Source organism: Sphingomonas sp. SL1004 (genome assembly GCF_057815015.1).
Genome location: NZ_JBYMUX010000001.1, coordinates 2,405,245 through 2,418,474 on the forward strand (window position 1 = coordinate 2,405,245; position 13,230 = coordinate 2,418,474).

The window sequence follows — 13,230 nt, forward strand, 5'->3', positions numbered from 1 at the left end:
TGAGTGTATTATCTATATACGCCACTTGAACGCGGGGCGGGTTGCAGCCACGATGCCCCACCGAACGGAGACACGAGCATGGCGACGACCCCGAACACGCTGACGGAAGAGCCGGGCCTGGTGCTGACTCCGCCGGATCCGGTGCCGACCGTTGCCGCCGCCAAGGCGTCCGGCCTCGTCCCCGTCGATGCTGGCGTGAAATCGCAGCTCGAGGAGCGCGTGTCGGGCTTCGTCACCGATCTCGTCGCGCAGGACGTGAACTCACCCGAGTTCGGCAAGCGCGTCGACGCGATCACCGCGATGGGCGCGAAGGAAATCCGCGACGCCGCCGGCCAGTCGAACCGCTTCCTCGATCGCCCGGTCAAGGCGATGGATCAGGAGACCGGCGTCGGCAAGGACCTGGCCGAGCTGCGCCGCGTCGTCGAGGACCTCGATCCCGGCAAGAAGGGCAACCTCACCGCGCCGCAGAAGCTGTTCGGGATCATCCCGTTCGGTGGCAAGATGCGCAATTATTTCGACGGCTATAAATCGTCGCAGACGCACATCGCGCAGATCCTGAAGAGCCTCGGCTCGGGCAAGGACGAGCTGCTGATGGACAACGCCGCGATCGATACCGAGCGCGCGAATCTGTGGGCGGCGATGGGGCGGCTCGAGCAGATGATCCATCTGTCGAAGACGATGGACGCCAAGCTGGAGGACGTCGCCAACGACCTCGACCACAGCGATCCCGCCAAGGCGAAGGCGATCCGCGAGACCGCGTTGTTCTACACGCGCCAGCGGACGCAGGATTTGCTGACGCAGATGGCGGTCACCGTGCAGGGCTATCTCGCGCTCGATCTCGTCAAGAAGAACAATGTCGAGCTGGTGAAGGGTGTCGATCGCGCGTCGACCACGACCGTGTCCGCGCTGCGCACCGCGGTGACGGTGGCGCAGGCGCTGACCAACCAGAAGCTCGTGCTGGAGCAGATCACCGCGCTCAACACGACGACCGCGAACATCATCGATTCGACCGGCAAGCTGCTCAAATCGCAGACCGCGCAGATCCATGAACAGGCCGCGTCGGCGACGATCCCGCTGGAGACGCTGCAACGCGCGTTCCAGAACATCTACGACACGATGGACGCGATCGACGTGTTCAAGCTGAAGGCGCTCGATTCGATGAAGGTGACCGTCGGCGCGCTGTCGAACGAAGTCGACAAGTCTCGCGGCTATATCGCGCGGGCCGAAGGCGCGACGCAGGGGCAGTTGGGCGGACCTTCCGCCAGCCCGTTCAAGCTGGAGGCGATGTAACTCTCGTGAGCGAAGTCGACGACGCCATCGCCAGCGCCCGCGCCTCCTGGTCGCGCATTTCCGACGACCGGACGGGCACCGTCATCGCACGCGCGCCATCGCGGGGGCGGGCTCGGCAAACGCAGGCGATCGGCAAGCGGCTGACCCGGATCGCGGTCGCCGACGTGTCGATCCTGATCGCGGCGATGGTGATCGGCTGGATCGTCCCGCTCGGGATCGGCGGCGCGATGCTGGTGATGGCGCTGCTGGTCGCGGCCACGGTACTGTTCGCGGTCTGGCCGGCCGAGCGAGCGCCAACGCCCGAGCGGCTGGCCGCGGTCGACATCCGCGCGCTGCCGGCGCAGACCGAACGCTGGCTGGAGGCGCAGCGCCCCACCCTCCCCGCTCCCGCGATGACTCTGGTCGACCGGATCGGCCTGCGCCTCGAAACGCTGACACCACAGCTCGCCACGCTCGACGCGAACACGCAGGAAGCGGTCGACGTGCGGAAGCTGATCGGCGAACAACTCCCCGCCTTCGTGAAGGATTACGAAAAGGTGCCGGCGTCGCTCCGCACCACCCCGCGCAACGGCCGCACGCCCAACGCCGAGCTGGTGGACGGGTTGAAGCTGATCGAACAGGAAATCGGCGAGATGACCGCCCGGCTTGCACAGAGCGACCTCGACAACCTCTCGACCCGCGGCCGCTTCTTGGAGATGAAGTACAAGGATTGAGGCGGTGAAACGCACCCGGCTCAGCGTCTGCCGCCGCAAGGCGCGGTTCAAGTCGGAGGCGGACGCGCTGGTGGTGGCGGCAGCCGGACGAGTGCCGCTCAGGGCGTATCGGTGTGACCGGTGCGGCCAGTTTCATTTGACCAGCCGGACGAAGGGTAAGCACATGGCTTTACGGCAACAGTAATGCCGTAATAGCTTTAGTTGCCAGACGTGAACGGCTAGGTGATCGCTTTCGAAGTTATACAAACTTTAGGTTCGATTTTAATAGTCAGATTGACTTCACGACGCTGGCCACGCCGTTTGATGCCGTCAGTTTTTTCGGTTTGCCCAAAGCTCGTCCATGTCGACATTCGGCAGCGCCTCCTCCATCCGTCGCTTGGCGTTATCGGAAAAACAAGGAATCTTCTGCGCTCCAAACTCGAAGACGTGGCAGCAGTTAGGGTCATCGTCGATGTCGAGATGCGCGCGAAGCACTTTGGCCTTAGGCGCGGTGAGGCCAAGCTTGACGGCAAGCTCATTGCGCTGGAGGTGAAACTTCTTGCGCAGATCGACTTCACGGACAGCTGCTGCCGCCGCCGGATCGTCGCCGCCGACGTAGTGCACGGGAGCGCCGTTCTTCTTTGTGAAATGAACAACGAGGTTGACGCCCTCCCCCTCGGTCGTTGTGCCAACGGTCGCTAGACGGGGGAAGACTGCGGTGAACTCGGCGCCCCCACGCATTGCTTTCTCAATCCGATCGATGTCGCGTTCGGATATCTCGACCTCCTCCGTCACGATCGCCTCCAGCGCCAGCATGGAGCGGATACGCGCACGTGCTTCGTCGCGGGCGCGGCGGCCCGGCTGTAGGAGTTCGTTCACGTAGTTGAACTCCTTGTCCACCAAGAATTCAAAATCACCAGGTGGTTTGGTAGAAATTGGCAAAACCCGGGGCGGGATATGTTCGTGCAGCGCTACGTCCAACTTGCGCTTCATGTAAGCATCGAACGCAGTGATCAGCGCTCGAATTTGCATATAAAGCAAGTCCTCGGACACGAAAACAAACCAATGCTGGGCCGCGTCCCGCTGAGCATCGATCGCACGCATTATGCCGGCCTCGTCGGTCGTAAGGTCGTGATGCGCCCGGCAAAGGCCAAGGCATTTTTCGAAGCCGACCGATTTACCGCTGTCTTTGTCGAAGACCTTCGCCTTTCCCTGTACGAGAATAGCCTTAAGCAGCATTTCGCAAGCGTGCTGGGAGTGCATCAGCACCGTAGTGACCCGCCCGGTGTCCTCGTAGCTGTTGAACGCCGTCATAGCGATCCGAAGCGACTCGATGGCTTTAGTCTTGAGTGTTTTAGCGTCGCGTACCAGCTTCATCCTGCCCCCCGGTTATTACTGTGTTGAAGCATGATGGTCGCGCGGGCACGGCCTGTCGACGGGCGGCGAGCATTGGGCCGGACAATTAGGTCGATGAATCGTGGTGGACAGAGGGTCTTCTGTGTGAATGGAGCGCCCCAAAGCGCGCTGGCCCGCGTGCTCTCCAGTTTAACCGGTTAGTTCAGTACAACGCCCGCCCGGTCCGCCAACCGCTCGACCGCCGCGGCATGGATGCCCGGGGCGCAGGCCAGCACCCCAAACGCCTGCGGTCGCGGCTTGTTGAAGACCAGCGGCGCGCCGAGCGCATCGCTCACCGTCGCACCCGCTTCGCTCGCGACGAGGATTGCCGCGGCGATGTCCCATTCGTTGCCCCAGCGGAGGGTGGCGACGAGGTCGGCTTCGTCGGCGGCGACCATGGCTATCCGGAGCGCGATCGAGTTGGGTTTGTGGACCATGACGAGGTCTCGGTCGGCTTTGGGGAGGGCGTCCACCGGGGTTCGGCTACCGGAGAAGTCGGTGCGATTGCCGGTCTGGAGCGCAATGCCGTTGCGGGTGGCGCCCTGCCCTGCGACCGCATGCCAGCGTTCGTCGCGGGACGGGGCTTCGAGGATGCCGATCACCGGCTTGCCGCGGTCGACTAAGGCGACCGAGACGCACCAGCCGGGGCGTGCGCGGATATAGTCTCGCGTTCCGTCGATCGGGTCGACGACCCAGAGCAGGTCGTGGGCTAGGCGGTCGGCGTTGTCGGCGGTTTCCTCGGAGAGCCAGCCGGCCTCGGGGAGCAGCGTCGACAGCCGTGCCTTGAGCATCCGGTCGATCGCGATATCGAGTTCGCAGACCGGGCTGCCGGGGGTCTTTTCCCAGCGCTGGAAGTCGGTGTCGAACCGGTCGAGCGCCATCGCGCCGGCCTCTGCGGCAATGTTCGCCACCGCATCCGCCATTGCGCGCAGCCACTCGGGCGAGCGCTCGGGGCCGCGCCGCCGATCAGCCACTCGCCACCGTCATGCCCTCCACGCGGAGAGTCGGTACGTTGACGCCGTAGCGGAATTCCAGGTCGTTCGCCGGCGTCATCGCGAGGAACATGTCCTTGACGTTACCGGCGATCGTGAACTCGGCGACTGGCGTGGTGATCTGGCCTTTCTCGATGCGGAAGCCCGCTGCGCCGCGGCTGTAGTCGCCGGTCACGCCGTTCGCGCCGCCGCCCATCAGTTCGGTGACGTAGACGCCCGATTCGATGTCGGCGATCAGCGTTTCGAGCGGCACATGGCCCGGCTCCATGAACACGTTGCTGGTCGATACGCCGGGCCCGCCGCCGACACCGCGCGCGGCGTGACCGGTGGGTTCGAGGCCGAGCTGGCGCGCCGAGGCGGAGTCGAGCAGCCAGCGTTCGAGCATGCCGTCCTCGATGATGTCGCTCGGCGAGACGGGCAGGCCTTCGCCGTCGAACGGGCGCGAGCGCAGGCCGTGTGGGCGGTGCGGATCGTCGCGGATGGTGATGCCCTGCGCGAACACCTGACTGCCGAGCGAGTCGAGCAGGAAGCTCGTCTTCCGCGTGATCGCCTGGCCGGAAATTGCGCCGAGCATGTGCCCGACCAGCGATCCACCGACGCGGCGGTCGTAGACGATCGTCGTGGCGCCGCTGACGAGACGGCCGGGGTTGAGGCGCGCGACCGCCTGTTCGCCGGCGCGGCGGCCGATCGCTTCGGGCGATTCGAGGTGCGCGCGGAGGCGGGCGCTGCTGTGCGCGTAGTCGCGCTGCATGCCGCCGCCCTCGCCTGCGAGCACGCTGGCCGACACGCCGTATCCGGTCGCGGCATAGGCGCCCGCGAATCCGTGGCTGGTGGCCAAGGCCCAGACGCTGCGCGAGGCGCTGGCGCCGCCGCCTTCGCTGTTCGAGACGCCGGGGACGGCGCGGGCGGCATCTTCGGCTTCGAGCGCGGCGTCGCGAAGTTGCTCGGGGCTGGCTTCGCCGCCATCGTCGAGACCGAGCATGGGCGTGATACCGTGGAGGAGGCGCTCAGCAGGCGCGAGGCCGGCCCAGGGGTCCTCGGGTGCCTCGCGCGCCATCGCCACCGCGCGTTCGACGAGCGCGTCCATCGCGGCGGTCGAGAGGTCGGAGGTAGAGACGCTGGCGGAGCGCTGGCCGACGAACACGCGCAGGCCCAGATCCTCGCTTTCGGAGCGTCCGATATCCTCGAGCTTGCCGAGGCGGATCGACACGTCGAGCGCGGCGTCGGCGGCGAAGACCGCGTCGGCGGCGTCGGCGCCCGCCGCCCTCGCGCGCTGGACGATGTCGTGGGCGCGGTCGCGGGCTTGGTCTGGGGTCAGCATATCAGCGAGTTAGGGATGCAAGCTCGTGCCGACAACCACGCAGGCGAGGAACATCAGCAGTCCGGCGAAACGGTTCGACCGGAAGCGGGCGAGTGCGGCGGTGCCTGCGCCGTCGTGCGTGTCGGGTTTGAGTGTGGCGACCTGCCATGCGAGGTGGAGCGCGACGGGGACGAGCGCGGCGATCGCGAGCGGGTCGGGGCGGACTTGCCAGAAGGCTGCGGCCCATAAGGCGACGGCGGCGACGTAGAAGATGCCGACGCCGGCCTTTACATGGGCCCCCATGCGGAGCGCGGAGGAGCGGATACCGATCATCGCGTCGTCCTCGCGGTCCTGCAACGCGTAGATCGTGTCGTAGCCGATCACCCACGCGATCGACCCGGCGTAGAGCAGCCACATCGGCGTATCGAGTGCGCCGGCGATGTCGCTCCAGCCGACCAGCAAGGCCCAGGAGAAGACGATGCCGAGCCACGCCTGCGGCCACCAGGTGATGCGCTTCATGAAGGGATAGGCGGCGACGGGCGCTAGGCTGGCGAGCGCGACAAGTCCGGCGAAGAGGGTGAGTTGGAGGAGGACGACCAAGCCGATCAGGCAGAGCGCGACGAGCCAGATCCAGGCGAGCCTGATCGAGACGAGCCCGCTCGGGATCGGCCGCGCGCGGGTGCGCGCGACTTGCGCGTCGAGATCGCGGTCGACGATGTCGTTGAAGACGCAGCCAGCGCCGCGCATCGCTACGCTGCCGAGGAGAAGCCATAGGATCAGGTCCCAACGGTCGACCGCGCCACCGGCTAGCGCGACGCCCCAAGCGCCGGGCCAGAACAGCAGCCACCAGCCGATCGGGCGGTCGAAACGAGCGAGCAGGGCAAGGCCGCGGAGGGTTGGCGGGAGGCGACCGACCAGGCCCTTGTGTTCGCTGTCAGGGACGATTTCCGCGTGGCTCGGCTTGGTCTGCATGGCGGGGGCGTAGGAAGACGGGGTTTGGCGCGCAAGCCTTTGCCGGCTAGGGTCGGCGTAGTGGCGCGTTCGGACCCTCTCGCATGATCGGCCTTTCGGTCGCGGTCGGCCGCTTTGTCGAGGCGTTGTTCTGGGGAATTTTCCGCGTCGCCGGGGCGGTTGCGGGGGTGTTGATCCTCGGAGTTTTGGTTGCGGTCGTAGCGTGGGTGGTAGCGCGGAAAATGTGGGCGCGGCGGAAACGCTGAACGCCCCTTTCCGGAGAGGCGCGTCCTCAAATCCTCCCCGGCACGGGGAGGGGGACCGTTCGCCTTGGCGAAGGGTGGAGGGGGATCACCGCGAGCGTTCCGCTAGTAGCGAAGGGCGTCGCACGTGCCGAGTTTGCGACAGCTCCAGACGCCGTCGTTACTCTCGTGAAAGCCCCCCTCCACCAGCTGCGCTGGTCCCCCTCCCCGTGCCGGGGAGGATTTGCTAGAGGCGAGTTATGCCCGCAACTCCCGCCTGGCCGCCGCAATCCACGCCGCGCCTTTTCGTCGATCGCCTCCTCGCGCCCGGCCCGCTCCACATCGACGGCCCCGCCGCGCATTATCTCGTCGGGGTGATGCGGATGAAGATCGGCGATCCGGTGAAGCTGTTCGACGATCGCACCGGCGAATGGCTCGGCGTCGCGTCGAGTGTCGGCAAGCGGGACTTGGCGCTCGACGTCACCGAGATGCTGCGACCGCGCGAGGACGTGCCCGATCTGTGGCTGTGCGCCGCACCGCTCAAGAAGGGCCGCGTCGACTGGATGGCGGAGAAGGCGTGCGAACTCGGCGTCGCAAGGCTGGTGCCGGTCGTCACGCGGCGGACGATCGTCGACAAGCCCAATACCGAGCGCCTGCGCACGCAGATGATCGAGGCGGCCGAGCAGTGCGGTCGCACCGCGCTGCCCGAGGTTGCCGAGCCTGTGAAGCTCGCCGCGTTGCTCCGCGACTGGCCCGAAGACCGCGCGCTGTTCTTTGCCGACGAGACCGGCGGCGTGGCGGCGCTGGACGCGATGCGGTCGCGGCCCGGCCCTGCGGCGATCCTGATCGGGCCGGAAGGCGGCTTCGACGCGGACGAGCGCGAGGCGATCCGCGCGCATCCGCAAGCGGTCGGTATCGGTCTCGGTCCCCGTATCCTTCGCGCGGAGACCGCTGCGGGTGCTGCCGTCGCGCTGTGGATGGCGGCGGCAGGCGACTGGTAACCACATCGGTACCGATTGGTCCGAATCTCCTCTAGCACCCTCGTTCATCGACGCGTAAGGCGCGGCGATGACGACGATTCCAGCCCCGCTCAAGACCAGCCCGACGATCGAGTCGCGCGACCAGTTGATCGCCAGCTTCGCGGGCGGCGAAAAGCCGAAGGACGCGTGGCGGATCGGCACCGAGCACGAGAAGTTCGTCTATGCGAACGGCGATCACCACGCGCCGTCCTACGACGAGCCGAGCGGTATCCGCGCGTTGCTCGGCGAGCTGGAGCAATATGGCTGGAAGCCGGTCATGGAGGGCGGAAATGCCATCGCCATGTCGGGTCCCGACGGCAGCATCAGCCTGGAGCCCGCGGGCCAGTTCGAACTCTCGGGCGCGCCGCTCGACAGCCTGCATGAGACTTGCGCCGAAACGGGACGCCATCTGGAGCAGGTGAAGGCGGCGGGCGAGAAGCTCGGCATCGGCTTCCTCGGGCTCGGCATGTGGCCGGACAAGACCCGCGCCGAACTCCCGACGATGCCCAAGGGACGCTATGCGATCATGCTGCGGCACATGCCGCGCGTCGGCAGCATGGGGCTCGACATGATGCTGCGGACCTGCACGATCCAGGTGAACCTCGACTACGCGTCCGAGGCGGACATGGTGAAGAAATTCCGCGTCGGGCTCGCGCTCCAGCCGCTGGCGACCGCGCTGTTCGCGAACTCGCCGTTCACCGAAGGCAAGCCCAACGGCATGCTGTCGTATCGCAGCCATATCTGGTCCGACACCGATCCGCACCGCACCGGCATGCTGCCATTCGTGTTCGAGGATGGCTTCGGGTACGAACGCTACGCCGAGTACGCGCTCGATGTGCCGATGTACTTCGTCTACCGCGACGGCAAGTATATCGACGCCGCTGGCCTCTCGTTCCGCGATTTCCTGAAGGGCGAACTCAGCGTCCTGCCGGGCGAGAAGCCGACACTCGACGACTGGACGGATCATCTGTCGACCGCGTTCCCCGAGGTGCGGTTGAAGACGTTCCTCGAGATGCGCGGCGCGGATGGTGGGCCGTGGAACCGGATCTGTGCGCTGCCGGCGCTGTGGGTCGGTCTGCTGTACGATCAGGGTGCGCTCGATGCGGCGTGGGATCTGGTCAAGGACTGGACGATCGACGAGCGCCAGTCGCTGCGAGATTCGGTGCCGAAGCTCGGGCTGAACGCGCCGATCGCGGGCGGTGGCAAGCTGCGCGACATTGCGGGCGAAGTGCTCGACATCGCCGGCGCCGGGCTATCGGCGCGCGCGCGCTTCAACCGGGCGGGCGACAACGAGACGGGTTTCCTCGATCCGCTGCGCGAGATCGTGCGAAGCGGCAAGGTGCCGGCGGAAGTGCTGTTGGAGCGCTATAACGGCGTCTGGAACGGCGACGTGTCGAAGGTGTACGACGAAGCCAGCTTCTAACGGCTCCTTCCCGTTTACGGGGGGGTTGGGGAGGGCTTGGCCGCGCGCGCTTCGGTGCACGGCGCAGGTGATCCCCTCCCCTAACCCCTCCCGCAAGCGGGGGGGGAAATTAGCCGCGCAGCCTCGCGAACAAGCGCGGCACCAATCCGTTGCGCGTCATCCAGTCGAAATACGCGCGGTAGTCGGCATCGAGCTTCAGGTGCCGCTCCTCGGTCTTGGCACGCCAGTAATAGACGCCGCTGACCGCCACCATCAGCAGCGTCGCGCGCGTCGCGTCGACGACGCTGCCGAGCGTCAGGACCGGGATCGTCGAAATCCACCAGAACAGGTTCTTCGAAAGATAGGCGGGGTGACGCGACACCGCATACGGCCCATGCGTCAGGATGCCGCGGTTGGTCAGGTTCGAGAAGCGGAAGCCGAACGCCATCGTTGCCCAGGCGTAGATCGCGGTCAGCCCGACTAGCACCGCGCCGATCAGCGCCAGCAGGATCGGATGCCCCTGGAACCAGTACGCCCAGTCCGACGTGCCCGGATGATAATCGAGCGGTCCGCCGGTATTCATCAGGATGAACGGCGGATAGCACATCAGCGCAGGCATCCACGCCGCCGCGAACGGATTGGCGCTGCGAATGTGCGAATCGAGCGGGCGGAACGTCAGTAGATACCCGACCGTGGCGAACGCCACGTCGATCAGGAACATCAGCGTCACCAGCCAGCTCGACAGCGCGACCGGATCGTGGAGCACTGCGCGCAAGTCGCCGCGAACGAAATCGCCGAACCCCGGCGGCACGATCGCGAGCATGAAGGCGAGGAAGAACGTCTTCACCCCCCAGGCGCGCAAATGGCCGTAGATCGCCTCACGGTCGACACCCGGCTGTCCCGTCATCCATGCGCCGAGGTGCCAGGCTCCATCGCGCGGCTCGACCAGATAGCGGTCGATCCAAAGGACATAGGGGATAGATACCACGAACAGGATCGGCGCGGCGTTGGTGAAACACCACATCGCGAAGGCGAAGTTGCCCTGCCAGTAAAACCGCCCGGTACCGTAGATCACCGCGATCATGGCCCAAGTCGCCCATAATCCGGCGAGCTTGGTCAGGCTCAGGTCGAGCGTATCGCGCCATGGCTTGTCCGACGCCCAGTCGATTCCGGTGCTCGTGCTCAAGTGAACCCTGTCGATCAGGAGCGACCAGATCACCATCGGTAGTCCGCAGGCGGCGACGTTGACGAGCGCCGAATAGGGCCCGTCCATGCCATAGGTTCGCGCGATCACGATCCAGACGAGCGTGCCGGCAAGACCCGCCAAGCCCGCGCCGTGACTAACCGCGGACTTGGGACGAGGATCGGTCGATACGGGACCGGAAAGCGCTGGGTCGTGATCCATGCGCCGGGGTTAGCGCAGAATGGTAATGAAGGCGTGAAGCATGTTCGCGCGGCGTGCATTCAGGCCAGGCAGACGCTTGCGCCGGACGTGCGGCGGCGCTAGTCCGGGCACGCGCCGCGGCGCACCGGGCGGGTATAGTACAATGGTAGTACAGCAGCCTTCCAAGCTGAATACACGGGTTCGATTCCCGTTACCCGCTCCAAAAAGCCGCCCCGATCCTTGTAACTGCTCAGACCATCGCCAGTCGGCCGAGCAGCGTCGTCATGCGTCGCCGCCCGAGCACCGTCAGCCCGACATGCGAGCGGCGTCCGTCACGAACGTCGCGGGTGCGGACGACGAGATCCGCATGTTGCAGCATCGCCAGATAGCGTAGCGCGGTGGCGGACGGTGCCCGTGCACCGATGCAGACTGCAGAGACGCTGAGTTGTCGGCCCTCGTGATCCGAGATGAACAGGTCCAGCAGGATGTCCCAGGCCGGCTCGGAGAACAGCGCATCACCGAGCATCTCGTCGCGCAACTGGCGAACGTCGTAAAGCCGCTTGGCAACCTGTACGAGCAAAGCATGAGATACCGCGGCATGAAGCGGCGACTCCGACCCGAGCGCCGTCTTGCGCAAAGGTGTGCCGAGCGGGGGCGCCACGAGCGGTAGCGCCATGGCCGATGGCGTCAGGGGCGGAACGAGCGGCGTCGTCAAAGGCGCCATGGAGAGTGCATAGGTCATGTGCGCCTTCCCGAATTACGGTTAGCCGACGGTTCGATCCTGTCGGCTCCAGTCGAGATCCCAGCCGCGAGACTGGATTCGACGCGAGTGCCTGACGGTGCCGATCACCAGCACGAGGACGATGGGGTAGCTCCAGGCGGCAGCAAGAACGGCGTATACGAGCCGGATCAGGTCAGGACTGATCACCTTGGTCAGATGCGCGCCCAATCCCAGAGCATGCAGCGCCGTGACCCAGGCTGGCCAGAACCGATCGGCATGCAAGGTGATTGCGATCATCGCCACCAGCAGCAACAGGTCGACGATCATCACGCCGACCTCGAGGCCCGAGAACAGCGAGGGAATGTCCCATTGCAGGATGCTGGTCGACGCTGCTGCAAGCAGCAGCGCCAAGCCGGTCAGGCGCTCCGGTGCGCCACCGCGCGCCAGAGCATAGCCGGACGCAACCACCTGGATCGCGTAGAACAACCATACTCGATCCAACGCCTACCTCCGAAGCCGATCCTGGATCTACTGGTCAGGCGACTGCGGCCAGGCGGACCGGCGTGTCGCCCGTCGGCATTCCGATCAGCGTACCTTCGTTCGGTGGGCATTGCGCGGTATCGCCATATCCATAAAATTGGCCCAACCCGATCTCGTGCCGAACCTCGACCAGCGCGCGGTGCGCCTCGACGAAGCGCTGGCGAGCGTTGATCATGTCGAACGATGCCTGCGATACCATCTGCAACGCCGCGGTGCCGACGCCGACGGGCAGGTTGGCGGCGACCCGCTGCTGGAGCAGGGTCGATACGCACGATGCGGCGAGCATCGCGGCCTCGTCGACCGCAGCCTCGGCCTTCAGGAATATGGCGGTTACGGCATCCGTGGCGTCGCGTCGCTGTTTCAGCATCGAAAGTCTCCCCTTGGGCACCGACGTTGCGGTGCCATGTATGGGAGCGGTGCTGCTCCGGTTCGCCCTCAACAGCGTGGTCATCGTCATCGCCAAGTTCACGAGCGCCATCGACGTGACGGCGATCAAGCCCATGAGCCCGATCAATCGTACCAATCTGTCGCCGACCGAGACCCGGTTGCGCGCCACCCCCATCGATCCGCTGACCTGAGCTAATCCCAGGAAGCGGCGAACAAGCCCCCACGGCCCGGTCGCTGCCATCTCTGCCCGTCTTAAGGGAGCGTTGGGAACGTCGAATGGTTCGGATGGGAGCCGTTCGTATGGGGATGCGGCGTATGCGGGCGGGGCTGGGTCAAGCCGGGCGGGGACGTATCGCGCGTGATCGCGGAGCAGGAAGGCATCGCTAGCCCCACCCGCGCCCCCGCCTGCCCCGTCCGGGTTGGCGTCGATGCGTTCATGCTGCTGGAGCCGCCTTGCGGCCTCGAACCGCGTGCCCACCCCAAGCATCTGGACCGCGCGCTCGATCCGCTTGTCGATCGCGGATGGCGACACGTTGAACTGCGCCGCGATCTCCTTCGAATTGTGATGCGTCAGCACCAGCCGCAGACAGGCCCTTTGGGCTTCGGTCAGCTGAGCGATGCGGGCTGCGGTCATGGCGTGATCGTAGCGCGATCCGGGAGCGGTTGCACGTTTCGTGTGCGCGAACTCTTCAGCGGAGCGCAGGCCGTTGAATTGTACCGAAGTCTTCGCGCCGAGCCGCCGAGTCTACGCCAACTATTTCAGATAAATAACGGCGGGGGCGATAAAACAGAAGGATTTTCGGGCACGCCGCCGACTTTACGACCTCCTACCTTATCTTCCCTGCTCTTCATCGAACCGAGTCTTGGATGCGCCAATCTTGCCACCTGGTGCTCTGACCGCCCCGCCCCTCGGGG

14 protein-coding genes and 1 tRNA gene are annotated in these 13,230 nt (G+C 65.8%); 7 read left to right on the forward strand and 8 right to left on the reverse strand.

Translation table 11 applies throughout. The annotated features are described in order from the left end of the window. The first annotated feature begins 78 nt into the window (after window positions 1-78). Genes AC3D24_RS10835 through AC3D24_RS10845 form a run of 3 tightly spaced genes read left to right on the forward strand, consistent with a single transcriptional unit; the run spans window position 79 to window position 2,187 of the window. The gene (locus AC3D24_RS10835) at window positions 79-1,290 is read left to right on the forward strand and encodes a toxic anion resistance protein (protein ID WP_056066683.1); all 1,212 of its coding nucleotides are present in this window, start codon (window positions 79-81) and stop codon (window positions 1,288-1,290) included. Window positions 1,291-1,295: 5 nt separating this feature from the next. Further along, window positions 1,296-2,003 (forward strand): hypothetical protein, encoded by a 708-nt coding sequence (locus tag AC3D24_RS10840; protein WP_489030531.1) that lies wholly within the window; start codon window positions 1,296-1,298, stop codon window positions 2,001-2,003. Window positions 2,004-2,007: 4 nt separating this feature from the next. Beyond that, window positions 2,008-2,187, forward strand: coding sequence for a hypothetical protein (locus AC3D24_RS10845; RefSeq protein WP_489030533.1), 180 nt, complete (start codon window positions 2,008-2,010; stop codon window positions 2,185-2,187). Between the two features lie 125 nt (window positions 2,188-2,312). Here AC3D24_RS10845 and AC3D24_RS10850 read toward each other — a convergent pair whose 3' ends face one another. From AC3D24_RS10850 to ubiA, 4 genes are all read right to left on the reverse strand, one after another. Then, window positions 2,313-3,359 carry a hypothetical protein gene (locus tag AC3D24_RS10850; RefSeq protein WP_489030534.1) on the reverse strand — a complete coding sequence of 349 codons (1,047 nt, stop codon included), beginning with the start codon at window positions 3,357-3,359 and terminating at the stop codon, window positions 2,313-2,315. Between the two features lie 176 nt (window positions 3,360-3,535). Next, a complete protein-coding gene (locus AC3D24_RS10855) occupies window positions 3,536-4,300 on the reverse strand; it encodes a 3'(2'),5'-bisphosphate nucleotidase CysQ (RefSeq protein ID WP_489033127.1) in 765 nt (254 codons plus the stop codon). 43 nt (window positions 4,301-4,343) lie between these two features. Then, on the reverse strand, window positions 4,344-5,690 hold the full coding sequence (locus tag AC3D24_RS10860; RefSeq protein WP_489030536.1) for a TldD/PmbA family protein: 1,347 nt from the start codon (window positions 5,688-5,690) through the stop codon (window positions 4,344-4,346). Window positions 5,691-5,699: 9 nt separating this feature from the next. Then, window positions 5,700-6,641, reverse strand: a complete 942-nt coding sequence (gene ubiA, locus AC3D24_RS10865; RefSeq protein ID WP_489030538.1) for a 4-hydroxybenzoate octaprenyltransferase — start codon at window positions 6,639-6,641, stop codon at window positions 5,700-5,702. A gap of 83 nt (window positions 6,642-6,724) precedes the next feature. On the opposite strand from ubiA, the gene AC3D24_RS10870 reads away from it, so the two are divergent. The 3 genes from AC3D24_RS10870 (at window position 6,725) to AC3D24_RS10880 (ending at window position 9,304) form a co-directional block, all read left to right on the forward strand. After that, window positions 6,725-6,886, forward strand: coding sequence for a hypothetical protein (locus AC3D24_RS10870; protein ID WP_489030540.1), 162 nt, complete (start codon window positions 6,725-6,727; stop codon window positions 6,884-6,886). Between the two features lie 236 nt (window positions 6,887-7,122). Beyond that, on the forward strand, window positions 7,123-7,863 hold the full coding sequence (locus tag AC3D24_RS10875; protein WP_489030542.1) for a 16S rRNA (uracil(1498)-N(3))-methyltransferase: 741 nt from the start codon (window positions 7,123-7,125) through the stop codon (window positions 7,861-7,863). Window positions 7,864-7,930: 67 nt separating this feature from the next. Beyond that, window positions 7,931-9,304: a glutamate--cysteine ligase gene (locus tag AC3D24_RS10880; protein ID WP_489030543.1), complete on the forward strand. Its 1,374-nt coding sequence runs from the start codon at window positions 7,931-7,933 to the stop codon at window positions 9,302-9,304. Window positions 9,305-9,413: 109 nt separating this feature from the next. Here the strand turns inward: AC3D24_RS10880 and AC3D24_RS10885 are convergent, their stop codons facing one another. Further along, window positions 9,414-10,688, reverse strand: a complete 1,275-nt coding sequence (locus AC3D24_RS10885; RefSeq protein WP_489030545.1) for a methyltransferase family protein — start codon at window positions 10,686-10,688, stop codon at window positions 9,414-9,416. A gap of 128 nt (window positions 10,689-10,816) precedes the next feature. On the opposite strand from AC3D24_RS10885, the gene AC3D24_RS10890 reads away from it, so the two are divergent. Next, window positions 10,817-10,890, forward strand: a tRNA-Gly gene (locus tag AC3D24_RS10890). 27 nt (window positions 10,891-10,917) lie between these two features. Here AC3D24_RS10890 and AC3D24_RS10895 read toward each other — a convergent pair. The 3 genes from AC3D24_RS10895 to AC3D24_RS10905 are packed head-to-tail and all read right to left on the reverse strand — an operon-like array spanning window position 10,918 to window position 12,949. Next, window positions 10,918-11,409 (reverse strand): hypothetical protein, encoded by a 492-nt coding sequence (locus AC3D24_RS10895; RefSeq protein WP_489030547.1) that lies wholly within the window; start codon window positions 11,407-11,409, stop codon window positions 10,918-10,920. 21 nt (window positions 11,410-11,430) lie between these two features. After that, complete coding sequence (locus tag AC3D24_RS10900) at window positions 11,431-11,889, reverse strand: hypothetical protein (RefSeq protein WP_489030549.1); 459 nt, start codon at window positions 11,887-11,889, stop codon at window positions 11,431-11,433. 34 nt (window positions 11,890-11,923) lie between these two features. After that, entirely contained in the window at window positions 11,924-12,949 is a 1,026-nt protein-coding gene (locus AC3D24_RS10905) for a sigma factor-like helix-turn-helix DNA-binding protein (protein WP_489030551.1), read from the reverse strand. Window positions 12,950-13,230 lie beyond the last annotated feature (281 nt).

What these genes read in the sequence shown, in the direction of transcription:
- AC3D24_RS10860 (WP_489030536.1), bottom strand. Translation starts at nt 5,690, where the DNA reads ATGCTGACCCCAGACCAAGCCCGCGACCGCGCCCACGACATCGTCCAG.
- AC3D24_RS10885 (WP_489030545.1), bottom strand. Translation starts at nt 10,688, where the DNA reads ATGGATCACGACCCAGCGCTTTCCGGTCCCGTATCGACCGATCCTCGT.
- AC3D24_RS10905 (WP_489030551.1), bottom strand. Translation starts at nt 12,949, where the DNA reads ATGACCGCAGCCCGCATCGCTCAGCTGACCGAAGCCCAAAGGGCCTGT.
- AC3D24_RS10870 (WP_489030540.1), top strand. Translation starts at nt 6,725, where the DNA reads ATGATCGGCCTTTCGGTCGCGGTCGGCCGCTTTGTCGAGGCGTTGTTC.
- AC3D24_RS10880 (WP_489030543.1), top strand. Translation starts at nt 7,931, where the DNA reads ATGACGACGATTCCAGCCCCGCTCAAGACCAGCCCGACGATCGAGTCG.
- AC3D24_RS10895 (WP_489030547.1), bottom strand. Translation starts at nt 11,409, where the DNA reads ATGACCTATGCACTCTCCATGGCGCCTTTGACGACGCCGCTCGTTCCG.
- ubiA (WP_489030538.1), bottom strand. Translation starts at nt 6,641, where the DNA reads ATGCAGACCAAGCCGAGCCACGCGGAAATCGTCCCTGACAGCGAACAC.
- AC3D24_RS10850 (WP_489030534.1), bottom strand. Translation starts at nt 3,359, where the DNA reads ATGAAGCTGGTACGCGACGCTAAAACACTCAAGACTAAAGCCATCGAG.
- AC3D24_RS10875 (WP_489030542.1), top strand. Translation starts at nt 7,123, where the DNA reads ATGCCCGCAACTCCCGCCTGGCCGCCGCAATCCACGCCGCGCCTTTTC.
- AC3D24_RS10855 (WP_489033127.1), bottom strand. Translation starts at nt 4,300, where the DNA reads ATGGCGGATGCGGTGGCGAACATTGCCGCAGAGGCCGGCGCGATGGCG.
- AC3D24_RS10835 (WP_056066683.1), top strand. Translation starts at nt 79, where the DNA reads ATGGCGACGACCCCGAACACGCTGACGGAAGAGCCGGGCCTGGTGCTG.